The sequence below is a fragment of the Micromonospora sp. NBC_00421 genome (assembly GCF_036017915.1).
Lineage (GTDB): Bacteria > Actinomycetota > Actinomycetes > Mycobacteriales > Micromonosporaceae > Micromonospora.
On the sequence record NZ_CP107929.1, the window covers coordinates 264569 to 286396 of the forward strand.

The 21828-nt window shown below is 72.2% G+C and carries 19 protein-coding genes and 1 other RNA gene; 15 read left to right on the forward strand and 5 right to left on the reverse strand.

From position 1 onward, the window contains the following. The first annotated feature begins 261 nt into the window (after window positions 1-261). The 5 genes from OHQ87_RS01175 to OHQ87_RS01195 are packed head-to-tail and all read left to right on the forward strand — an operon-like array spanning window position 262 to window position 6511. On the forward strand, window positions 262-2304 hold the full coding sequence (locus OHQ87_RS01175; RefSeq protein WP_328344106.1) for a DUF1800 domain-containing protein: 2043 nt from the start codon (window positions 262-264) through the stop codon (window positions 2302-2304). Between the two features lie 20 nt (window positions 2305-2324). After that, a complete protein-coding gene (locus OHQ87_RS01180; protein ID WP_328344108.1) occupies window positions 2325-3716 on the forward strand; it encodes a DUF1501 domain-containing protein in 1392 nt (463 codons plus the stop codon). Then, on the forward strand, window positions 3713-5134 hold the full coding sequence (locus tag OHQ87_RS01185) for a ferredoxin reductase family protein (protein ID WP_328344110.1): 1422 nt from the start codon (window positions 3713-3715) through the stop codon (window positions 5132-5134). The genes OHQ87_RS01180 and OHQ87_RS01185 overlap by 4 nt, the downstream gene beginning before the upstream one ends. Window positions 5135-5147: 13 nt before the next feature. Continuing rightward, window positions 5148-5741, forward strand: coding sequence for an FMN-binding protein (locus OHQ87_RS01190; RefSeq protein WP_328344112.1), 594 nt, complete (start codon window positions 5148-5150; stop codon window positions 5739-5741). Between the two features lie 47 nt (window positions 5742-5788). Next, on the forward strand, window positions 5789-6511 hold the full coding sequence (locus OHQ87_RS01195) for an FAD:protein FMN transferase (RefSeq protein ID WP_328348703.1): 723 nt from the start codon (window positions 5789-5791) through the stop codon (window positions 6509-6511). 331 nt (window positions 6512-6842) lie between these two features. On the opposite strand, the gene OHQ87_RS01200 is transcribed toward OHQ87_RS01195, so the two are convergent. Beyond that, window positions 6843-7514: a bifunctional DNA primase/polymerase gene (locus OHQ87_RS01200; protein ID WP_328344114.1), complete on the reverse strand. Its 672-nt coding sequence runs from the start codon at window positions 7512-7514 to the stop codon at window positions 6843-6845. A 255-nt stretch (window positions 7515-7769) separates the two neighbouring features. On the opposite strand from OHQ87_RS01200, the gene OHQ87_RS01205 reads away from it, so the two are divergent. The 7 genes from OHQ87_RS01205 (at window position 7770) to mctP (ending at window position 14563) form a co-directional block, all read left to right on the forward strand. Then, a complete protein-coding gene (locus tag OHQ87_RS01205) occupies window positions 7770-8996 on the forward strand; it encodes a helix-turn-helix domain-containing protein (protein WP_328344116.1) in 1227 nt (408 codons plus the stop codon). A 16-nt stretch (window positions 8997-9012) separates the two neighbouring features. Then, complete coding sequence (locus OHQ87_RS01210) at window positions 9013-9594, forward strand: flavoprotein (RefSeq protein ID WP_328344117.1); 582 nt, start codon at window positions 9013-9015, stop codon at window positions 9592-9594. 55 nt (window positions 9595-9649) lie between these two features. Beyond that, entirely contained in the window at window positions 9650-10516 is an 867-nt protein-coding gene (locus OHQ87_RS01215) for a Nif3-like dinuclear metal center hexameric protein (RefSeq protein ID WP_328344118.1), read from the forward strand. Continuing rightward, window positions 10513-11250, forward strand: a complete 738-nt coding sequence (locus OHQ87_RS01220) for a zinc ribbon domain-containing protein (protein ID WP_328344119.1) — start codon at window positions 10513-10515, stop codon at window positions 11248-11250. The genes OHQ87_RS01215 and OHQ87_RS01220 overlap by 4 nt, the downstream gene beginning before the upstream one ends. Window positions 11251-11254: 4 nt before the next feature. Next, complete coding sequence (locus OHQ87_RS01225) at window positions 11255-12466, forward strand: bifunctional RNase H/acid phosphatase (RefSeq protein ID WP_328344121.1); 1212 nt, start codon at window positions 11255-11257, stop codon at window positions 12464-12466. 199 nt (window positions 12467-12665) lie between these two features. After that, entirely contained in the window at window positions 12666-12908 is a 243-nt protein-coding gene (locus OHQ87_RS01230) for a DUF3311 domain-containing protein (protein WP_328344123.1), read from the forward strand. Next, window positions 12908-14563: a monocarboxylate uptake permease MctP gene (gene mctP / locus OHQ87_RS01235; protein ID WP_328344124.1), complete on the forward strand. Its 1656-nt coding sequence runs from the start codon at window positions 12908-12910 to the stop codon at window positions 14561-14563. The genes OHQ87_RS01230 and mctP overlap by 1 nt, the downstream gene beginning before the upstream one ends. 1184 nt (window positions 14564-15747) lie before the next feature. On the opposite strand, the gene OHQ87_RS01240 is transcribed toward mctP, so the two are convergent. Then, entirely contained in the window at window positions 15748-16227 is a 480-nt protein-coding gene (locus OHQ87_RS01240; RefSeq protein WP_328344125.1) for a MarR family winged helix-turn-helix transcriptional regulator, read from the reverse strand. 77 nt (window positions 16228-16304) lie between these two features. On the opposite strand from OHQ87_RS01240, the gene OHQ87_RS01245 reads away from it, so the two are divergent. Beyond that, the gene (locus OHQ87_RS01245; protein WP_328344127.1) at window positions 16305-17537 is read left to right on the forward strand and encodes an MFS transporter; all 1233 of its coding nucleotides are present in this window, start codon (window positions 16305-16307) and stop codon (window positions 17535-17537) included. A gap of 52 nt (window positions 17538-17589) precedes the next feature. Here the strand turns inward: OHQ87_RS01245 and OHQ87_RS01250 are convergent, their stop codons facing one another. Next, on the reverse strand, window positions 17590-18351 hold the full coding sequence (locus OHQ87_RS01250) for a sulfite exporter TauE/SafE family protein (protein WP_328344129.1): 762 nt from the start codon (window positions 18349-18351) through the stop codon (window positions 17590-17592). Window positions 18352-18487: 136 nt separating this feature from the next. Between OHQ87_RS01250 and rnpB the strand changes: the two genes are divergently transcribed. Further along, window positions 18488-18907, forward strand: an RNA gene (rnpB, locus tag OHQ87_RS01255) — RNase P RNA component class A. A 296-nt stretch (window positions 18908-19203) separates the two neighbouring features. Then, window positions 19204-19635: a nuclear transport factor 2 family protein gene (locus OHQ87_RS01260; RefSeq protein ID WP_328344131.1), complete on the forward strand. Its 432-nt coding sequence runs from the start codon at window positions 19204-19206 to the stop codon at window positions 19633-19635. An 11-nt stretch (window positions 19636-19646) separates the two neighbouring features. Here the strand turns inward: OHQ87_RS01260 and OHQ87_RS01265 are convergent, their stop codons facing one another. Beyond that, the gene (locus OHQ87_RS01265) at window positions 19647-20129 is read right to left on the reverse strand and encodes a hypothetical protein (protein WP_328344132.1); all 483 of its coding nucleotides are present in this window, start codon (window positions 20127-20129) and stop codon (window positions 19647-19649) included. A 225-nt stretch (window positions 20130-20354) separates the two neighbouring features. Then, on the reverse strand, window positions 20355-21788 hold the full coding sequence (locus OHQ87_RS01270) for a hypothetical protein (protein WP_328344134.1): 1434 nt from the start codon (window positions 21786-21788) through the stop codon (window positions 20355-20357). Window positions 21789-21828: the final 40 nt, after the last annotated feature.

The window sequence follows — 21828 nt, forward strand, 5'->3', positions numbered from 1 at the left end:
CGCGGGAACGGTACGGCAGGGTCGCAGCCGGACACGTCGTTCCTGCTGGGGACGCCGCCGCCCGGCCGGGGCGGAACCGCCCGGCCGAGGGTGCCGCTGAGCTGCGTCTTAAGTGCCCTTCCGGGCCGTCGTGAGCAGCCTTGAAGGCCTCTCACCCGTTGGCTACGTTCCCGTGGCAACTCCTCCGGCAACAGCCGCCGCACCCGCCACCCGCCTCCGGTCGCAGTGGTACGGCGCACCGAAAGAAAACGGGACCGGTACATGGCCGACCAGAATGTGCCACCGCACCGACCGCGCGACGACCGCGGCTGGGACGGACGACGACATCCCGCCGCCGACGGATATCCCACGGTGTCCTACGACGCCCCCGGTCATCCCGCCGCATCGCACGGCGAGCACGGGTACCCGCCCGCCGGTGTGTCCCGGGGCCCGCAGTGGGTCGGCCCCGAGGGCCTGGGTCGGCAGGCGTTCCACCAGCCGGCCGGCAGCGGACTGCCCACCCTGGACGACGACGGGGACGGCGACCGGGGCCGGGTCGGCCGACGACGCGCCCTGGTCGCGCTGGGCGGCACCGCCGCCGTGGTGGCCGGTGGCGCGGCGCTGGCGATGAGCCCCCAGGTGCGGGGCCTGTTCGGTGCCGACACCGCCGCCGGGGACGCCACCGGGGCCACCGTCACCGACGGCACGCCGGCGCGCCCCAGCGGCCAGCAGCCGAGCACGGTACGCACCTACACCGAGCAGAACGAGAGCTACATGGGCTCCCGGGCCGGTGCGGCGCTGAAGAAGAACTCGCCCAGCGGGGGGCGCACCTTCTCCGGCCCGGCCGCCGCCGCGGCGGAGACCCCGGTGACGGTGAAGACCGTGCTGGCCAAGGACCCGGTCCGGCATCTGGCCAGCCGGGCCACCTTCGGGGCCACCCCTAAGGTGCTCGCCGACATCAGGCGGATGGGCATCGACGCCTGGGTGCGTCAGCAGCTCGACCCGGAGAAGATCGCGCCGAGCGCCGCCGAGCTGAAGCTCGCCGAGCTGCCCACCCTCAAGCTGACCAGCCAGCAGCTGCGTGACCAGCGGGAACAGCTCAACGAGCGGGGGGCGCAGCCGGAGAAGGAGATGGTCGACGGCACGCTGGCCCGGCAGATCTGGTCGGAGCGGCAGCTCTACGAGGTGATGGTCGACTTCTGGAACGACTTCCTGCACGTCGCGGCGGACTTCGACGGCGGTGAGGCGTACCGCAACTCGTTCGACCGGGACGTGGTCCGCAAGCACGCCATGGGCAGCTACCCGGACATGCTGGTGGCTGCGAACAAGCACCCGGCGCTGCTGCTCTACCTCAACCAGAACGACTCCCGGGCCGACGCGGTCAACGAGAACCTGGCCCGGGAGAACCTGGAGCTGTACTCGGTCGGGGTCGACGGCGGCTACACCGAGAAGGACGTCCGCCAGGCCGCCCTGCTCCAGACCGGTCGGGGCGTCGACGACGGGAAGTACGTCTTCCGCGACGAGCGGCACTACCGGGGCAAGGTGAAGATCCTGGGCTTCAGCCACCCCAACGAATCGGCCGACCCGAAGAAGGCCGACCAGGTCATCGACGCCTATATCACCTACATCGCACTGCACCCGTCGACCGCCCGGTACGTGGCCCGCAGCCTGGCCACCCGGTTCGTCTCGGACACCCCGCCGAAGTCCCTGGTGGATCGGCTCGCCAAGATCTACACGGTCAACAAGGGCTCGGTGAAGCCGCTGCTCATGTCGCTGTTCAGCTCCTCGGAGTTCTGGGCGGCGGTGGGCCAGAAGGTGCGCCGGCCGATGGAGTACCTGGTCGCCACGTACCGGACGCTGGGGGTCCAGCCGCAGGCCGGACCGGGTTTCCGGCAGGGTGACAGCAAGCGCACCGCGTTCGCCCAGGGGCTGCGCCAGGTCCACGACAAGCTGCGCGAGCTGGGCCAGTACCCGATGGGCCAGCCCACCCCGGACGGTTACCCGGACGTCTACGTCGCCTGGACGTCGGCCGGCACGATGGTCAACGGGTGGAACGAGGCCGCCGACCTGATCGCCGGCAACCGCACCCAGTTCACGTACACCAGACCGGAGAAGTTGGTGGCCAAGCCGCCGACGACCGCCGGGGCGTACGTGGACGCGCTGGCCCAGCGGCTGGTGCACCAGAAGCTGTCCGCGCGCGAGAGGAACCTGATCCTCGGGGTGGCCGGGGTGCCCGCCACCGCCAAGGTCGACGCCACCTTCGACGGTGCCGTCACCGCCGTCGCGCGGGCGATCCTCGCGTCCCCCCAGCACCACCTGCGGTGAGGCAGTCGATGGAGAAGCCGGTGACGCACCCGATGGAGAAGACCGTGCCCCCGTTCCCCCTGCACCCCGAATGCCCCGACCTGCGCCGGCTGGCCGACGACCCGGCCGAGGCGCTGCTGCGCGCCGAGGCCGACGTGGTCGCCGCCGAGAACGCCGCCGAGGCCGACCGCTACCGCCGGCTGGAGGACCTGGAGGAGGCCCAGCAGGACGGGCGCGGGGTGACCCGGCGGACCTTCGTCGCCGGGGCCGCCGCCACCGCCACCACGCTGGCCACCGCCCAGTTCGTCACCACCTCCGCCTCGTTCGCGGCGACGAAGACCGGCACCCTGATCCACGTCTTCCTCTACGGCGGGCTGGACGGGCTGAGCCTGGTCGCCCCGGCCGACGACCCGGTGCTGGCCAAGGCCCGCCCGGACCTGCTGCTCGGCGACGACTCGCTGGCCCTGGGCCGGGGCTTCAAGCTGACCAGCGCCTTCGCCCCGCTGGAGAAGTGGCTCAGGGCCGGTCAGCTCGGCTTCGTCCCGGCGGTCTCCGACGAGCGGCTGTCCCGCAGCCACTTCCAGGCCGCCGACGCCTGCAACCTGGGCGGCCTGCCCAACGAGACAGGCGGCCGGGGCTGGCTGGACAGCCTGGTCGACTCCCTCGGCAAGGGCACCGCGTTCCGCAGCGTGGGCATCGGCAGCACGCTGCCCCGCTCGCTGGTCGGCACCAACGGCGCGCTGTCGCTCAACAGCGTCGGCTCGTTGCGGCTCAACGGCGACGACCGCTACCGGGCGGCCACCGAGAAGGCGATCCGGGGCCTGTTCACCGGGATCAACCACCCGGTCGAGGAGGCGGTGATCGAGGGGATGGGCGCGCTGTCGACCGCCCAGAAGCTCGCCGCGAAGCCGTACCAGCCGGCGGAGGGCGTCGAGTACGAGGGCGTCGGGTACGCCTTCCAGCAGCTCGCCCAGTTGATCAAGGGTGGGGCGAACGTCCGGGTCGCCACGGTCGGCATGGGCGGCTACGACACGCACGAGAACCAGGGCACCCGCTCCGGCGGTCAGCTGCACCGGCGGCTCGGCGAGCTGGCGAACGCGATGGCGGCCTTCTTCACCGACCTGGGTGACCGGGCCGCCGACGTCACGATCATGGTGTCCAGCGAGTTCGGCCGCCGGGTCGCCTCCAACGGCGGCGGCACCGACCACGGCCACGGCGGGGTGGTCACCATCCTGTCCGGTCGTAAGCTCGCCGGTTCGCTGCTGGGCACCTGGGACGGACTGAGCGATCTGGACTCGGGCGACGTACCTGAGTACAACAACATGTTCGACGTCTACGGTGCGGTGGCGCAGGGCCGGTTCGGGCTGACCACGGCGCAGGTGGACAAGATCTTCCCGAGGAAGAAGTTCACTCCGATGAAGCTCTACGCGTGACCCGTCCGGGCCTGCCCGCAGCCGGCCGTCATACCGGGGAACAGTCCCGGTACGGCGGCCGGTCGGCTGCGTCCGTACCCTCGCCGCCGGCCCGGCCCCGACGCGGGTCCGCCGGTCGGCGGGTGCTGTCCGGGCTGTTCTGGCTGGGCCTGGTGGCCGCGGTCCTGCCGTGGTGGCTCGACACCCCGGCCGGCTCGTTGGCCGGCACCGCCGACCTGCTCACCGCCGCCGGTCGGGTCACCGGCCTGGTCGCCGGCTACCTGCTGCTGGTGCAGGTGCTGATGATGAGCCGCCTCGGTGTGCTGGAACGCGGGGTCGGCGGTGAGCGGCTGTCCCGGGTGCACCGCGACCTCGGGGCGACCCTGCTGGTGGCGGTGTCGGCCCACCTGTCGTTGCTGGTGGTCGGCTACGCGCGGACCCAGGACAACCCGGTCACCGCCCAGGTGGGGGTGCTGCTGCGCGACTTCGACGACATGGTGTCCGCCTTCGTCGCGGCCGGCATCCTGCTGCTCGTCGGCGGCACCGGCATCCGGGCGATCCGCCGGGCCATGCCCTACGAACTCTGGCACCACCTGCACCTGACCAGCTATCTGGCGCTGCTGCTCGGCTTCGGCCACCAGTTCAGCAACGGCGCGCAGCTCTTCCCGCCCGGCCCGGTACGCACCTGCTGGATCGCCGGTTACCTGCTGGTGGCCGCCGCCCTGCTCTGGGGCCGGCTGGTCGCGCCGCTGCTGCTCAACCTGCGGCACCGGCTGCGGGTGGCCGACGTGGTGGCGGAGAGCCCGGACACCGTCTCGATCTACCTGACCGGCCACCGGCTCCACCAACTCGACCTGCTCGGCGGGCAGTACCTGCGCTGGCGGTTCCTGGCCCGGGGCTGCTGGTGGCAGTCACACCCGTTCTCGCTCTCCGCCGCGGCGAACGGCCGCTGGCTGCGGCTCACCGTCAAGGTGGTCGGCAGGCACACCGCCGACCTGCGCGATCTCGACCCGGGCACCCGGGTCTGGGCGGAGGGTCCGTCCGGCACCTTCACCGCCGCGCACCGGACCCGGGAACGGGCCCTGCTGATCGCCGGCGGCAGCGGCATCGGCCCGCTGCGGGCGATGCTCGAGGAGTTGCCGCCCGGCGCGGCCCTGATCTACCGGGCCCGCACCCCGGCCGACGTGCTGCTGCAGCACGAACTGGACTGGCTTGCCCAGGCCCGGCAGACCTCCGTCTGGTATGTCGTCGGCTCCCGCGCCGACGCCGGCCCCCGGCAGGTGATGAGCCCGGACGGGCTGCGCCGGCTGGTGCCCGACCTGATCCGCCGGGACGTGTACCTGTGTGGGCCGCAGGGGCTGGTCGACTCCTCGGTGCGGGTGCTCCGCCAGGCCGGCGTGCCCCGTCGGCAGATCCACCTCGCCCCGTTCGAGCTGTAGAAAGGCACCTGACATGCGTCGCGCGCTTCTCGCGATCACCGGGCTGGCCGCCGGCACCACCGCCCTGGTGGTGCTCAAGGGCGCACCGGGCGGCAGCCAGGTCGCCCAGGACCTGCCGGCCGGCGTACCCGTCGGGACGCCCGGACGGACCGGTCCGGCCAGCCCTGGCGTGGCTCCGGACCGGGCCGCCGCGACGACCCGGCCGACCGGTCGCCCCGGGGCCACGGCGAGCCGCACCCCCGGTGCCGCCCGGACCACCGCAGGTGGCAGCGGCACCCGGCGCACCCCGGCCGCCCCGAGGAGCACCGCCGCCGCGCCGAAGTCGACCACCCGCAAGGTCACCGGCCCGGTGGTCGTCACGGAGTTCGGCAACGTGCAGGTGCAGCTCACCGTCTCCGGCACGAAGATCGTCAACGCGGTGGCCCTGGAACTGCCCCAGGGCGGCCAGTCCGACCTGCGCAGCAAACGGGTGGACGACGCCTACAGCGGCACCTCCGGGGACGTGGTGCGCCAGCAGGGCGCCAGCCTGGACACGATCTCCCAGGCGACCGCCACCAGCAACGGCTACCGACAGTCGTTGCAGGCCGCGCTCGACCAGGCGCGCTGATGACCGTGCCGTCGACCCGGCCCGGTCTGCGCCGGGTCGAGCACGTCATGGGTACGGCGATCAGCCTGGACCTCGCCGACGACCTGCCCGCCGCCACCCTCGGGACGCTTGCCGACGACACGTTCCGCTGGCTGCGCGAGGTCGACGCCCGGTTCACCACCTACCGCGAGGACAGCGAGGTACGCCGGTTCGACCGGGGGGAGCTGCCGCTGGCCGGGGCGTCGGCGGACCTGCGCGCGGTGCTGGCCCGCTGCGCCGACCTGTGGGGCGACACCGACGGCTACTTCGACGCGTACGCCACCGGGAGGTGGGACCCCTCCGGTTACGTCAAGGGTTGGGCGGCCCAGGTCGCCTCGGACCGGCTGGTGGCGGCCGGGGCGGGCCAGCACTGCCTCAACGCCGGCGGTGACGTCCGGGTACGCGGGCACTCGTCGTCCGGGCAGCCGTGGCGGATCGGCGTCCGGCATCCCTGGGACGCGTCCGCCACCTGCCTGGTGCTCACCGGCACCGACCTGGCGGTGGCCACCTCGGGCGTCTACGAGCGGGGGCACCACGTCCTGGATCCCCGGCGGGGTGAGCCGGCCCGGGGCCTGCGCTCGGTCACCGTGGTCGGCCCGGACCTGGGCGTCGCGGACGCGTACGCCACGGCGGCGGTGGCGATGGGCGTGGCCGGCGTCGGCTGGCTCGACCGGCTCCCCGGCCACCTGCACGCGGTGGTCACCGACGACCGTCGGCTGCTGCGCTCCACCACCCTGCCGCTTGCCGACTGACCCCGACCAGGCGGTTCAGGGCCAGTGGCGAGGTGGGTTCAGTGGGTGGTGCCGGTCCGTGGGTGGTGCCCGTCGGCGTGCTGGTCACCGGGTGGTGCGCCGGGTACCGGCCGGACGGGAGCCGGTCGGCCGGGGCCGCCCCGGTCGGGAACCGGCGGGCCGGGTGTCCGACCAGTGGCGTGGTCGCCACCGGTGCGGTGGCTCGGTGTCGTCGGTGTACGGCATCTCGTCGTCCCTGGCCATGTCCTACCCCCGCTCCGGTGGCGCGGTCGGGCCGTCGTGGTGTGCAACGAGTCCGGCGTCGGCCCGGACGCTGGCGGGCCTGCCCTGCTCAGTGGCCGCGCCGCGGGAGCGGGAGCTGGCCGGGCAGCAGCTCCGGGGTCAGCGTCACCCCGTCGGCCCGTAACACCTCGATCAGGGTGTTCTGCAACAGGTACGAGTCGGGCAGTTGCCAGCGGGCCTGCTCCGGGGCGACCGCCCAGCGCACCGTGCCCTCGGGCAGCCGGGTGGGCGGTGCCGGAATCCACGAGCCGGTCCCGTGCCGTACCACGTGGAAGCAGTGCTCCAGTTCGGGGCGGAGCGGGTCGCCGGGGCGGACCAGGAACATCCATCGTCCGGTCGGGGTCACCACCACCGGACCCCGGGCGCCCGGGCCGGCCGGGTGGCCGGGAACCGCGTCGAGCAGCCGCCGGCCGAGGTGCGCCGAGATCTCCAGCACGTCGAAGGCGCGGCCGGTGGGCAGCAGCACCCCGTGCGGGCGGCTGCGCCACCAGGTGGCCACCCGGGCCGGGTCGGTGCTCGCCCCGCGCTCCCAGTTCTCCAGGGCGGGATGGCAGCCGACGGTGGGGCAACCGGCCCGGCCGCACACGAAGCGGCTGCGCGCGAGACAGGCGCCGGGCGTCACCTCCCAGCCGTGTACCGCGTACCGCACCGCGATCCGGCGCAGCCGGACCCGTTCGATCGGTGACAGCTGGGCGACCCTCGGCCCGACGACTTCCCACATGTTCCGTGCTCTCCGCTCACTCCGACCGGTCACGGCCACCCCTCACGTCGAGCGCCGTCACTGTCCCGACCCGGGATCGTTGTCCTGACGAACGGCTCGTGCAACTTGCACGGGAAAGGTAAGAGAACGAGCTGCATGAAAGGCGCACCTGCTGTGCGACCTGCGAATACCTGGAACGGACGGATCGGAAGCGCCCCGCGCGGGACGTCCGGAGACCGGGCCGGACGAACCGACGATGGGGAGGAATGAGAGAAGATGGACGAGCTGCCGATAGGGCGACGGGTGGCCTACTGGCGCGGGCGGCGCAAGATGTCCCAACAGGTCTTCGCCGACCGGCTCGGCAAGTCCAAGAGCTGGGTCGACAAGGTCGAACGCGGGGTACGCCGACTTGACAAGTTCTCCGTCCTGTACGAGATCGCCGTCATCCTCCGGATCGACGTGCAGCTGCTGCTCGGCAAGGACCCGGAACGGCGTACCGACGCACTCAGCTGCATCGACCAGATCGAGGTGCAGGAGATCCGGGCGGCCCTGGAGCAGTACAGCTCGATGACCGCGTACTTCGACGCCGTGTCGCACCCGCCGCCGCTGTTCGACATGCGCAAGGCCGTCACGCACGCCTGGCTCACCTACCAGTACGGCCGCTACGGGATGCTCACCCGGGCGCTGCCGAAGCTGCTGCGCGAGGCCCAGGCCGCCGACGCCGGCTACCACGGTGACCAGGCGAAGGAAGCCGCCCACCTGCTAGGGCAGGTCTACCAGATCGCCTCCTCGGTGCTGCGCAAACTGGGCGAGTGCGAGTTGGCCTGGTTGGCAGCCGACCGGTCGATGGCGGTGGCCCAACGCGCCGACGACCCGCTGCTGGCAGGTGTCGCCACCTCCCGGGTCTGCAACGCGCTGGTGGCGATGGGCCGGGCCCGCCCCGCCCTGGAACTGAACGTCAGCATCGCCAACCGGCTCGCCCCCGGCGGCATGAACGACAGCGAGCCGGCCCGGCTCTCCGTCTATGGCACGCTGCTGTTGCAGGGTGCGATGGCAGCCGCCCGGTTCGGCGACTCGGACGCCGTCGAGGAACTGTTCCACGGTGCCCACGAGGCGGCCGTCATGCTGGGCGGCGACCAGAACCACTACTGGACCTCGTTCGGCCCGACGAACCTCGAACTGCACCGGGCCGCCGCCGCGGTGGAGATGGGCGACGGCGGGCGGGCGGTGGAGATCCACCAGCGCATCCCGGAGCCGAGCTTCAACGGGCTGCTGCCCGAACGCCGGGCCCACCACCTGCTCGACATCGCCCGGGGCTACACCCAGCTCGGTGACATCGCCATGGCGGGGGAGATGCTGCTGCGCGGCGACCGGCTCGCCTCGTCGGAGATCCGCTGCCGGCCCATCGCCCACGAAGTGCTCTCCGACGTCCTGCGTCGCACACGGGGTGCGTTGCCCGGGCCGCTGGCGGAGTTGGCTGAGCAGATGGGAGTCGGAGTATGAGCACGACGGTGGCCGGATGAGCGGCGGCCCGCACCAGAGCAGCGAGCACCGAGCGGTGCTCTACGTCATCGCCTGCGGTTCGCCGCTGGCCCGTCACCTCGACCGCCTGGTCGACCTGGCCCAGGACGACGGCTGGGAGGTCTGCGTCGTCACCACCCCCGACGGGGCGAAGTTCGTGGACCGGGCCGCGTTGGCCCGGCAGACCGGGCACCCGGTCCGTACCCACTACAAGAACCCGGGCGACCCGGACGTGCTCCCCCCGGCCGACGCGATGGTGGTCTGCCCGGCCACCGTCAACACGGTCAACAAGTGGGCGGCCGGGATCACCGACACCCTGGCCCTGGGCCTGCTGGTCGAGGGCCAGGGCAAGGGGGTGCCGGTGGTGGTGGTGCCGTTCACCAATGCGGCGATGGCCGGGCATCCGGCCTTCCAGACCGGTCTGCAACGACTGCGCGAGTGGGGTGCCACGGTGCTCTTCGGCGACCACGTCTACCCGCTGCACCCGCCCGGTACGGGGGAACGGCACCTGCACGCCTTTCCGTGGGAGGCGGCGGTGGCGGCCCTGCCGGACCGGTCCCGGGCCGCCTCGGCCGCCTGACCCGACCGACGGGCGTGGGCGTGGCCGCCGCTGCGCGCCGGTAAGCTGACCGGCCGTGAGCACAACCGCGTCCCCGCCGTCCGTCGCCGATGTCGTCTCCGAGCTGGATCGGTGTTTTCCGCCCGCCTGGGCCGAGGAGTGGGACCGGGTCGGTCTGGTGCTCGGCGAGCCCACCGACCCGGTCCGCCGGGTCTACGGCACGGTGGACGTCGTCCCCGAGACGGTCGCCGAAGCCCTCGCCGCAGGTGCCGACCTGATCGTCGCGCACCACCCGTTGCTGCTGCGCGGCGTCTCGTCGGTCGCCCCGACCACCTGGAAGGGGCGGATCGTGCACGACCTGATCCGCGCCGGGGTGGCCCTGTACGTGGCGCACACCAACGCCGACATCGCCGCGCCGGGCGTCTCCGACGCGTTGGCCGCCCGGTTCGGGTTGACCGGCCTGCGGCCCCTCGAACCCTCCGCCCCGGGCTCCCCGGCGGCCGGTGGCGGTCGGGGCATCGGCCGGGTCGGTGAGCTGCCCGCCCCGCTGACGCTTGCCGAGTTGACCCGGTACGCCGCCGCCGTCCTGCCCGCCACCGTGTGGGGGGTTCGCGCCGGCGGCGATCCCGGGCGTATCGTGCGTACCCTCGCGGTCAGCGGCGGCTCGGGCGAGGGTTTCCTGGCCGCGGCGACCGCTGCCGGGGCGGACGCCTTCCTCACCTCCGACCTGCGGCACCACGCCGCCGGCGAGCACCTCGCCGCCGGTGGGCCCGCCCTGCTGGAGGCCGCACACTGGGCGACCGAACGACCCTGGCTGGACGACGTGGCCGCCCACCTGCGGGCCGGCTTCGGCGTCGAGACCGTGGTGTCCGACCTGGACACCGACCCGTGGACCGTGCACGCCGCCGCACCCGCGATGGACGACAAGGAGCCCCGACCGTGAAGGCTGAACCCCAGGTCCAGCGCCGCCTGCTCGATCTTCAGGCGATCGACACCACCCTCGCCCAGCTCGCCCACCGTCGCCGGTCGCTGCCCGAACGGGCCGAGCTGGAGGGGTTGGCCCGCGAGTTGTCCGCGCTGGAGGACGACCGGGTCCGCGCCCAGGTCGCCGTGGACGACCTGGACCGGGACATCGCCCGGCTGGAGAAGGACATCGACCAGGTACGGGCCCGCAAGAGCAAGGACGAGGCCCGGCTGGCCAGCGGCAGCGGGCCGGCCCGCGAGCTGGAGGCGCTCCAGCACGAGCTGGTCTCCCTCAACCGCCGCCAGGGCGACCTGGAGGACGCCGAGCTGGAGCTGATGGAGCAGCGGGAGACGGCCCAGGCGACCCTCGACGGGATCGAGGCCCGGATCGCCGAGACCCGGGACCGGCGGTCCGCCGCCGAGCAGCGCCGCGACGACAGCCTGGCCGCCATCGCCAAGGAGGAGGAGTTCAAGAAGGGCGCGCGCAAGCCGCTCGCCGCGGACCTCCCCGCCGAGCTGGTGACCCTGTACGACAAGATCCGCGAGGACACCGGGCTCGGCGCGGCGCTGCTCACCGCGGGCCGCTGCGGCGGTTGCCGGTTGGATCTCTCCGGCGCGGACCTGGCCCGGATCCGCAGGTCGGACCCGGACGAGGTGGTCCGCTGCGAGGACTGCCGACGGATCATGGTGCGTACCAACGAGTCGGGGCTGTAGCCCGGTGGCGGTGCGTGCGGTCGTCATCGAGGCCGACGGCGGCTCCCGGGGCAACCCCGGGCCGGCCGGTTACGGTGCCGTGGTCCGGGACCCGGCCTCCGGCGAGGTGCTGCTGGAGCGCGCCGAGTCGATCGGGACGGCCACCAACAACGTCGCCGAGTACCGGGGGCTGATCGCCGGGTTGGAGGCCGCCGCCGAACTGGGCGCGGTCGAGGTCGACGCCCGGATGGACTCGAAGCTGGTGGTCGAGCAGATGTGCGGCCGGTGGCAGATCAAACACCCGGGGCTGCGTCCGCTCGCCGCGCGGGCCGCCGCGCTTGTCGACCGGTTCGACACCGTCCGGTTCAGTTGGATTCCCCGGGAACGCAACAAGCACGCCGACGCCCTGGCCAACGCGGCGATGGACGCCGCCGCCGGCAAGCCGTCCCGGCCGGTGGCCGCGCCGGTCGACGTCGCGCCGTCCCGGCCGGTGGCGGCGGCCGACTCACCGGCCCGGGCGCAGGCCCGCGAGGTGGCCGCCCGCGCCGACACCCGGACCGCCGGCACCGACCCGGCGACCGTCAAGGCGTCCTGGGAGCCGAGGCCGACCTTCACCGCCACCCGGCTGATCCTGGTCCGGCACGGTGCGACCGAGTGGACCGTGCAGCATCGCTACGCCGGCCGCGCCGACGTCCCGCTGTCCGAGTCCGGCCAGGCCCAGGCGCGGGCCACCGCCGCCCGGGTGGCCGCGCTGGCCCCGTCCGTCGCGGCCGTGCTCAGCTCCCCGCTGTCCCGGTGTACGGCCACCGCCGAGGCGATCGCCGGGGCGCTCGGCGAGCTGCCGGTACGCCCGCAGGACGACTGGATCGAGTGCGACTTCGGCGACTGGGACGGCCACACCTTCGCCGAGGTACGCGACCGGTGGCCCGGCGAGTTGGACGCCTGGCTCGCCTCCACCCGGATCGCCCCGCCGGGCGGTGAGTCGTTCGCCGAGGTCGCGCAGCGGGTCGACCGGGCGATGGCGGCGCTACGGGAGGCGTACCCGGGGGAGACCGTGGTGGTCGTCTCGCACGTCTCGCCGATCAAGCTGGCGTTGCGCGACGCCCTCGCGGCCGGGGACGCCTTCCTGCACCGGCTCTACCTGGACGCGGCCGGCATCTCGGTGCTCGACATGTGGCCCGACGGCGGGGTCGCGGTCCGCTCGGTCAACGACACCGCCCACCTCCCGACCGACTGATCCCGGGTAGGACGTCGATCGGCCCGGGACGTCCCGGGCCGGTTCGTCGTGGGTCGATGCGTCGGGCTGTGCGTCGCGCCGTTCGGCGCAGCCGGGCGGCCGTTGGGCGCATCGTCAAGCGCCGATCGACGATGACTGGCTCCACCGGGTCGTAGCGTCCGGCCGTTACCGGCCGGCACGACTACCGGAGGTGGATCAGATGACCGCTGGCGAACCGGAGACGCCGCGTACCGCGTCGTCCAGGGCGAAGGACCACAGCCCCTGGAACTGGTTGCTCTTCGTCCCGATCGTGGTGCCGCTGATCCCGGTGCTGTTCAACGCGGACTCGCCCCGGCTGTTCGGCTTCCCGCGCTTCTACTGGCTGCAACTGGTCTGGATCCTGCTCGGGGTGGCCACCACCACGCTGGTCTACCAGATGACCAAGAAGCGGGGTGACCACTAATGTGGCGGGATCATCTGGTCGAGATCATCGTGTTTTCGGCGCTCTTCCTGCTGGTGAGCGCGATGGGCTTCGTGGCGGCCCGGTGGCGGGCGCCGAAGGACATGGCACACCTCGACGAGTGGGGTCTGGGCGGGCGCAGCTTCGGCGGCTGGATCACCTGGTTCCTGGTCGGCGGTGACCTCTACACGGCGTACACGTTCGTTGCGGTGCCGGCGTTGATGTTCGGGGCGGGCGCGGCCGGGTTCTTCGCCGTGCCGTACACGATCGTCATCTACCCGCTGGTGTTCCTGGTGCTCTGCCGACTCTGGTCGGTGTCGCACCGGCACGGTTTCGTCACCCCGGCCGACTTCGTCCGCCGCCGGTTCGACTCGCCGGTGCTGGCCCTGCTGATCGCGATCACCGGCATCGTCGCGACCATGCCGTACATCGCGTTGCAGTTGGTCGGCATCGAGGCGGTACTCAAGACGATGGGGGTCACCGGTGACAACGCGGTGGCCCGGCACCTGCCGATCATCATCGCCTTCGCGATCCTGGCCGCCTACACCTACCAGTCCGGGTTGCGCGCCCCGGCGCTGATCGCCTTCGTCAAGGACAGCCTGATCTACGTCGTCATCCTGGTGGCGGTCATCTATCTGCCGTACAAGCTGGGGGGTTGGGGTTCGATCTTCGACGCCGCGGACGCGAAGTTCGCCGCCTCGCCGAACCCGAACGACGGCATCCTGCTCAACGCCGACAACCAGCTCCAGTACGTCACCCTGGCGTTCGGTTCGGCATTGGCGCTGTTCCTCTATCCACACAGCATCACCGGCGTGCTTGCCAGCCGGAGCCGGGACGTGATCAAACGGAACATGTCGGCGTTGCCGGCGTACAGCCTGCTGCTCGGGTTGATCGCGTTGCTCGGCTTCATGGCCATCGCGGCCGGGGTGAAGCCGTTGCCCGGGGCGAAGGAGGGCACCGTCGACAGCAACACGGTGGTGCCTGTGCTGTTCGACAAGCAGTTCCCGGACTGGTTCGCCGGGGTGGCGTACGCGGCGATCGGCATCGGCGCACTGGTGCCGGCGGCCATCATGTCGATCGCGGCGGCGAACCTGTTCACCCGCAACATCTACCGGGAGTACCTGAAGCGGGACGCCAGCCCGGCCCAGGAGGCGAACGTCTCGAAGATCACCTCGCTGGTCGTGAAGGTCGGCGCGGTGGCCTGCATCGTCTTCCTCGACCCGCAGTTCTCCATCGACCTACAGCTGATCGGTGGCGTGATCATCCTCCAGACGCTACCGGCGGTGGCACTGGGCCTCTACACCCGCTGGTTCCACCGGGGCGCGCTGATCGCCGGCTGGGCGGCCGGTATGGGGCTGGGCATGTGGATGCTCTACCAGATCCCCAATCCCGTCTCGAAGCGCGCGCACTTCGGCGGGTCGGCGTTCCCACTGTCCGACTTCGGCGTCGACACCAAGAAGACGATCTACGTCGGCATCGTCGCGGTGCTGGTGAACCTGGTGGTGGCGGTGCTGGTCACGCTGGCGCTGCGGGCGGCGAAGGTGGCCGAGGGCGTGGACGGCACCACCCCCGACGACTACTTCGCCGACGAGGGCGACCCGCGCGTCACCCCCGGCCCCGACCGGGACGCCGACTCGGCCCGCGAACCGGTCGCCTGACCCGCCCCGTCCCCGCTCCGTCCCCGCCCCTGCCGCTCCGTCCCCGCCCCTGCCGCTCCGTCCCCGCCCCTGCCGCTCCGTCCCCGCCTGCCGCTCTGTCCCCGCCTGCCGCCCTCCGCTACCCGTCCTTCCGCCATCCCTTCCTCGATGCGGAATCGGTAGGCGGGTGGCCGATGGGGTGGCCGGTGGGGTGTGCCGGCGAGGCCGGCTCGACGCGGAGCGGGTGGACCGGGCGGGGTGGACCGGACCGGGTGGACCAGGTCGACCGGGTGGACTGGGCGGACCGGGCGGACTGGGCGGGCACGCTACGGACCACGTCGGAGCCAGCCCGTGGAGGCGTTGTGGACAATGGTGCTGGCCGATGGGCTGGTCGCCCTGGTCGCCCTGGTCGCCCTGGTCGCCCTGGTCGCCCTGGTCGCCGGTGGGGCCGGCTTTGACGGGCGCGCCACGGACCACGTCGGATCCAGCCGGTGGGGGCGTCGCAGATGGTGTGCACCGGCCCCTGGGCCCTCGGTCCTGGGCCTCGGTCGGTGGTGTACCTGTACTACTTCGCGCCCTGTAGAGCTGATGACGTTAGCGATTCACGATCTTCCAGGCCGGCTGAATCGCTAACGTCTTCAGCTCTACAGCATCCGAATGTGATTACCCACCCTCCCGTCTCTATCGAGTAGGTCCGGGCTTCAGCACGCCTTCAGCACGCCTTCAGCACGCCTTCAGCACGCCTTCAGCACCGCCTCCATCCGGTCCACCTGCTGGCTCGCCAGTTTGGTCGCCTTGCCTAACTTCCGGCAGCCGGAAGCCGGCAGCGTTCGGGGGTGAGACGCCGGCATCCGGGTGAGCGTGGTCCTCGCCACCTTCGGTGTGGCACCAGTCGCCCTGGGGGTTGCCCTGGTTCGCGCTGAGGGCTGCCATAACGGGACGGGACGTGGCTGCCCTGCCTGCCCCGCGGCCAGCAGTCGCGAGGTCGGGCGGCGGGCGGCAGGCGGTGCAGCGCAGCGGGCGGCGGGGTCGGGTGGCGGGCGGCAGGCGGTGCAGGGCAGCGGGGCAGAGGGGCCGGCAGGGCAGCGGGGCAGCGGGGCCGGCAGGGCGGTGGGGCGGGCAGGGCGGTGGGGCCGGCAGGGCGGCGGGCGGCGGGGCCGGTGGGGCCGGCAGGGCGGTGGGGCCGGCAGGGCGGTGGGGCGGGGTCAGCGGCGGCGGGTACGGGAGTCGAGGGCCTCGTTGAGTCGGCCCAGCAGGGTGGCCAGGGTGTCCCGGTCGGCGGGGGTCCAGTCGGCGAGGATGTCGCCGTAGAGCCGGGTCCGGGCGGCCTGGACGGCGGCCATCCGGTGCAGCCCGGCGGGGGTGGGGGAGATCACCGTGCCGCGCCCGTCGGCCGGGTCGGGGGCGCGGGTGATCAGGCCGTCGCGTTGCAGCGCCGACACCTGGCGGGTCACCGTGGAGCCGTCCAGGTTGAGCCGGGCGGCAAGCGCCGAGACGTTCTGCGGGCCGGTGGCGTCCAGGTGCCGCAGGATCACGTACGCCGCCCGGTCGAGGACCCGGTGCTCGGCGCTGCCGGTGGCCCGGCGGGTCGCCTCGCCCAGCCGCATCAGCAGGGCGACTTCGGTCTCGATCCGGCCGAGCGTGCCGTCGCCCGGGTCCGTTCCCGTCGCGGGTTCGTCGGTCATGGCTGTATGCTACAACAAAACTAACTGTACGATACAGCTATCTTCGGCCTCGGCTGGACAAGGACAAGGGGGCTGGAGTGGATCGGCGTAACGAACCACACCGCAGTGCCATCTACGCCACCACGCTGGTGGCCTTCCTCGCCATCGCCGGCATCGCCGTGGTGGACCCCATCCTGCCCGCCATCGGCACCGCGATCGGGGTCACCGCCTGGCAGGTCGAACTGCTCTTCACCGCGTACATCGCGGTGATGGCGGTCGGGATGATCCCGGCGACCCTGGCCAGCGGACGGTTCGGCTTCAAGCCGGTGCTCGTCACCGGCGTCTCGGTGGTCGGCCTGGCCGCCATCGCCGCCTCGTTCAGCAACGACATCGTGCAACTGTCGGTGCTGCGTGGCGTCTGGGGGCTGGGCAACGCGATGTTCTTCGCCACCGCCATGGTGGTGCTTGTCAACCTGGCCAACGACCGGGAATGGGTGGTCGGCCTCTTCGAGACCGCGCTCGGCCTCGGGTTCGCCGTCGGTCCGCTGATCGGCGGCCTGCTCGGTGAGGTCAGCTGGCGACTGCCGTTCTTCGTCTGCGGCGTGTTCATGGTGTTCGCCCTGATCGTGGCCGCCCGCAGGCTTCGCGAGCCGACCAACCGGCAGGCCCCCGTACGGCTGGGGCAGATCTTCGCCACCTACCGCCGGCCGGCGTTCGTCACCCTCTGCGTGGTCACCGCCGCGTACAACTTCGTCTTTTTCGTGGTGCTCGGCTACACGCCGCTCTTCCTCGGTCTCGACGTCATCCCCCTGGGGCTGGCCTTCACCGGCTGGGGCCTCGGCCTGGCCGCCGGCATCCTGCTGGTCGGCCACCGGCTGGCCCACCGGATCGGCGCGGTGCAGACCGTCGGGGTGGCCCTGCTCGGCTTGCTGGCCTGCATGGTCCTCTTCGCGACCTCGGCCGGCACCGCCGAGGCGCTTGTGGTGCTGGTCGTCGCCGGCCTGTGCATGGGCCTGGCCAACGCCAACCTCACCGACCTGGCCCTCGGCCTCGGCTCCGGTGACCGCCGGGTCGCCACCGGGGCGTTCAACCTGGTCCGTTGGGGCGCTGCCGCACCCGCCCCGATCCTCTCCGGCAAGCTCGCCGAACACAGCCTGGCGCTGCCGTTCTGGGTCGGCTTCGGGGTGCTCGCCGTCGGTCTGCTGGTCTACCTGGCCTTCGCGCACCTGATGGCCGCCGGCTATGGCGAACGGGTGCTCTGGTCGCGCTGGAACCGGGCCGCCCGGCAGGCCGAACACGCCCCCGAGGAACCGGTCGGCGAGGCGTACTGACGGTCGAGCGTTCCGGTCGGCGTGCGCTCTCGCGTTGCGGTGGCGCGGCTGCTCAGCCCAGCGCGCGCCAGAGCAGGTAGAGGCCGATCGTCGTACCGAAGCAGACGATCAGCGACCGGAGCACCACCGGCGGCAGCCGACGGGTCACCCGGGCGCCCACGTACCCGCCGAACATGGTGGCCGGCGCGACCACCGCCACCGCCGCCCAGTTCACCGGCCCGAACAGGGCGAACACCACAAGCGTGGTCAACCCCACCACGGCGGAGAGCAGGTTCTTCACCGCCGACACCCGGGCCAGCGTCGCGTCCAACACCAGGGCCAGGCCGGCGACCAGCATCACCCCCAGCGCCGCGCCGAAGTAGCCGCCGTACACCGTGCCGACCGCGACCATCGCCTGCACCGTGAGGGTACGGCGGCGCGTGCCCAGGTCGGCCGGGTGACCGACCAGCCGGCGCAGCGGCCCCTGGAAGGCCAGCACCGCCGTGGCCCCGAGCACCAGGAACGGCACCACCAGCTCGAACGCCCGCGCCGGGGTGGCCAGCAGGAGCAGGCAGCCGACACCCGTGCCGAGCACCGCCGTCGGCAGCAACGGCCACAGCGTCCGCCGGGGCGGCAGGTCCATCCGGCTGCCCGCCACACTCGCCACGTAGCCGGGAAAGACCGACACCGAGTTGCTGACGTTGGCCGCGACAGGCGGCAGACCCACCGCGATCATCGCCGGAAAGGTGATCAGCGAACCACCGCCGGCCGCCGCGTTCACCGTGCCCGCGGCGAGACCGGCGACGAGCAGCAGCGCGGCATCGGAGAGGTCCATGGTGCCCAGAGGCTAGTACGCCCTGATCAGCGCGCTCCCACCGCGTCAACCGCGTACCATTCTCGGCTTCGTCGCGGCGCGGACCGGGGCGGCATCGGTGGGGCACGTCGCGTCGTTAGGATGGGAGCGCGACGGACGAGTCGACCGGGCGGTCGCGTCGGCGGGCTGCGGCCCGTCGCCGAGGAACGTCCGGACTCCACAGGGCAGGGTGGTTGTTAACGGCAACCCGGGGTGACCCGCGGGACAGTGCCACAGAAAACAGACCGCCGACCCCCACTCGGGGACGGTAAGGGTGAAACGGTGGGGTAAGAGCCCACCAGCACCCCGGGTGACCGGGGTGGCTAGGTAAACCCCACCCGGAGCAAGGCCAAGCAAGGGCCGTCACCGCAAGCTGACGACCCGGCGCAGACGCTCGAGGGCTGCCCGCCCGATGTCTGCGGGTAGGCCGCAGGAGCCTGCCGGCGACGGTAGGCCGAGATGGATGGCCGCCGCCGGTGCGGGCCCCGCGAGGGGTACGCGCCGCGCACAGAATCCGGCGTACAGGTCGACTCGTCCGTCGCCCACCAGCTCAGAGCCGTGATCAAGGCTCTGAGCTGGTTCTATGTTCGGGCGTCGATGGTCGTCCAGCCATGTCCAGCCGTAGCAGGTGTGAAGCTCGGCGCGGATCTTGATGAGACGCACGAAGATCGGCCGGGTGAACTGAGGCCCGGCCGCGTCGGCCAGCCCGCCGAGTCGAAGCAGGTAACCCTCGATGATCACGCCGTGGACGATGGCCCGCGAGAAGGGTGACAGCGGCGAAGCCTCGTTCTACGGTCGTTCATTGAACGAGCGTCGAACGAAGGGATCGAGGCGATGGCCGTCACGTCACGCGAGATCGTCGAGCGGCTGCTACAGGCGGGTCGCGACCTGGATATCGAAGCGTTCGTAGAGGTGATGGCACCCGACGGGTACATCGAGTGGCCGTACCGGCCGCCCGGCGTCCCCGCGCGGGTGCGGGGCCGCGCGGAGATCCGCAGGCACCTGGCCGGGGTGGCCGGGGCGCTGGTGCGGTTCGACGAGTACCGCGATGTCGTCGTGCACGAGACCACCGACCCGGAGGTCATCATCGTGGAGTACGAGGCACACGGCGTCCTCACTGCCACCGCCGAGCCGTTCCACCAGCAGGTCATCGCCGTGTTCCGGGTGAAGAACGGGCAGGTCGTGTCGTACCGCGACTACATCAACCCGCTGCCCTTGATGGAAGCGCTCGCGAGCCTCGGCGGCACCCGCCGGACCGGTGTGTAGCTGCGGCAGGGTCAGGTGTGGTCGCGGCAGCCGACCTGGTCGCCGAGCTCCTTCGGGATGCCGTACGGGCGGCATTCCAGCGCACTGCCCTCGCCGATCTTCTTCCACCCGCTCGCCGAGTGCGTGAAGAGCAGCACGCCGTCGCCCTGTTGCGCCGGGTCGACGGCGATCACCCCGGCGGTCGCCCACTGCCGGGCACACCTGATCTGGTCGGGGTCGATCCGGTGCGTCTTTCTGTCCAGCCCCGATGCCTGCTGGAGGGTGGCGGCGCTGACCGGGCAGGCCGCCCTGGTGGCCGCCGGCGTGGCGGCCACCGCCCTACGCGTCGGGGATGGGCTGTCGGGTGACGGGGCAGCGCCGGTGGTGGCCGTTGTGCCGGGTACGGGCGACGCGGTGCCGGAACCGGCCACCGGGTCGGGTGCGGTGGTGTCGCAGGCGGCCAGAGCCGCCAGCAGGACGACGGGCATGAGGACTCGCAGGTTCTTCAGTGACATCGTTCCTCCGGTCCGGACGGCGACGCTGCTTTGTCGATACACCCCCGACCGGCGCACCAGGTTGCAGCCGGGTCGGAATCCGATCAGGTCTTCTCTCAACGTCTCGGCGGGCGGTGGAACGACAGAGGCGTCCGAGAAGTCGCCGTGGGCGGGCATCGCGCTCGGCTGGGCCGGGCATCGACGTCGCCGGCGGACGGTGCCGACGTCGATGCCCGGAGGTTCAGGTCAGGTGGCGCACCCGTGCGGCCTGTCGGCCGTGAGGTCGGCCAGCGAGCACATCCTCAACAGCGGATAGTGCGGCCCCATCACGGTGGCGGCGGTCTCCGCCGAGCTGTCCACCGGCACGTTCTGGGTGGCGTGCGGGAAACCGGCGACCGGCATCAGGTTGCGCAGCAGGACCATGTGCGGGGCCGCCGGGTAGGAGACGGAGAACGGCAGGAAGGTGGCGTCGTCCACCGCCTCGATCGCCGTCCGCTGCTGCTCCCGGCCGAGCACGTACGTGTAGTAGCCGTGCCGGTCGAGGCGGGTGTCGTCGTCGTAGCGGCAGCCGAGGCTCGCCGGCGCGTCGGTGAACCGGTTGATCACGACGGGCTTGACCTGGCCGCCGAGATTGGTGCACATCGAGAAGTAGCGCAGGTCGGTGTGCCGGCGCGGCCAGACGCCCGGATGGTTGCCGGAGACCGTGCGGGGCGCCCGGCCCCGGATCACCACGACCTGGTCCGCCGCCGGCGGAGTTACCCAGGCGCCGAGATACGCGTTGTCCGGGTTCGGCGCGAGGTTCTCCACCTCGGACGTTCGGGTGAAGAGCTTCTGCCCGGTCTCCTCCGGCAACCCCGGCCCACCTGGCCCACCCGGCCCACCTGGCCCACCTGGCCCACCTGGTCCGCCGGGCCCAGGTCCGCCTGGATGTCCAGGGCCCCCAGGGTGATGTCCGGGTACGCCCGGCCCGCCCCCGGGATGCCCAGGCCCGCCGGGCCCACCCGCGCCGGACCTTCCCGTGTCCGCCACCGCTGCCGTGGTGGGGGCGATGCCTCCCGAGGTGCAGGGCGGCAGGGTCTGCGGCACCCCGTCGAGGGTGAGGGTGATGATGGGCAGGACCACCGTCGCATCGCCACCGGCCGGCAGGTAGACCCGGAAGATCACCGATGCCTTCGCGCCGGGCAGGGCCTCCTCGCGGGCCAGGGGCATTCGGTTGGTCTGGCCGACGGCCACCTCGGGGCTGATGGTGAGGGTGAACCGGCCGCCCGGCGACGCGGCGGTCTGCCACGGATTCAGGCTGCCCGTGTCCGGTGTGATCAGGTAATCCGGCATGCTGGAGCTGACACCATTACGCGTGAAGTAGGTGGGCTTGTCGTCGTACACGTTGAAAGACGCGTATCTGGCGTCGGGAAAGACCCCGGAGATGGTGATTTCCAGGCCGGGCGTCACCGGATAGACGGTTGACCAGTAGGTGGCGGCGGTGTCCGGCCAGTAGGCGTTCAGGCTTGTCGCCCCGTACTTCGACGACCAGGCGCAGGTCGGCATGCTGACGGCGGCGGCGGAACGTTCCGCCTCGGCGGGGGTGGCTACCAGGGGAATGGCCAGTGCGATCAGCCCGGACAGCAACAGGAATGGCCGACGCGTGACCCGCGTCGCTGGTGCGAGTACGGAGAGTGGCATGCGTCGACTTGATCAGAAACTTGTGTCGACACAGTTACTT

Excerpts from the sequence above, each read along its gene's own strand:
- OHQ87_RS01175 (WP_328344106.1), top strand. The coding sequence starts at position 262 with ATGGCCGACCAGAATGTGCCACCGCACCGACCGCGCGACGACCGCGGC.
- OHQ87_RS01190 (WP_328344112.1), top strand. The coding sequence starts at position 5,148 with ATGCGTCGCGCGCTTCTCGCGATCACCGGGCTGGCCGCCGGCACCACC.
- OHQ87_RS01195 (WP_328348703.1), top strand. The coding sequence starts at position 5,789 with ATGGGTACGGCGATCAGCCTGGACCTCGCCGACGACCTGCCCGCCGCC.
- OHQ87_RS01200 (WP_328344114.1), bottom strand. The coding sequence starts at position 7,514 with ATGTGGGAAGTCGTCGGGCCGAGGGTCGCCCAGCTGTCACCGATCGAA.
- OHQ87_RS01205 (WP_328344116.1), top strand. The coding sequence starts at position 7,770 with ATGGACGAGCTGCCGATAGGGCGACGGGTGGCCTACTGGCGCGGGCGG.
- OHQ87_RS01210 (WP_328344117.1), top strand. The coding sequence starts at position 9,013 with ATGAGCGGCGGCCCGCACCAGAGCAGCGAGCACCGAGCGGTGCTCTAC.
- OHQ87_RS01230 (WP_328344123.1), top strand. The coding sequence starts at position 12,666 with ATGACCGCTGGCGAACCGGAGACGCCGCGTACCGCGTCGTCCAGGGCG.
- mctP (WP_328344124.1), top strand. The coding sequence starts at position 12,908 with ATGTGGCGGGATCATCTGGTCGAGATCATCGTGTTTTCGGCGCTCTTC.
- OHQ87_RS01240 (WP_328344125.1), bottom strand. The coding sequence starts at position 16,227 with ATGACCGACGAACCCGCGACGGGAACGGACCCGGGCGACGGCACGCTC.
- OHQ87_RS01250 (WP_328344129.1), bottom strand. The coding sequence starts at position 18,351 with ATGGACCTCTCCGATGCCGCGCTGCTGCTCGTCGCCGGTCTCGCCGCG.
- OHQ87_RS01260 (WP_328344131.1), top strand. The coding sequence starts at position 19,204 with ATGGCCGTCACGTCACGCGAGATCGTCGAGCGGCTGCTACAGGCGGGT.
- OHQ87_RS01265 (WP_328344132.1), bottom strand. The coding sequence starts at position 20,129 with ATGTCACTGAAGAACCTGCGAGTCCTCATGCCCGTCGTCCTGCTGGCG.
- OHQ87_RS01270 (WP_328344134.1), bottom strand. The coding sequence starts at position 21,788 with ATGCCACTCTCCGTACTCGCACCAGCGACGCGGGTCACGCGTCGGCCA.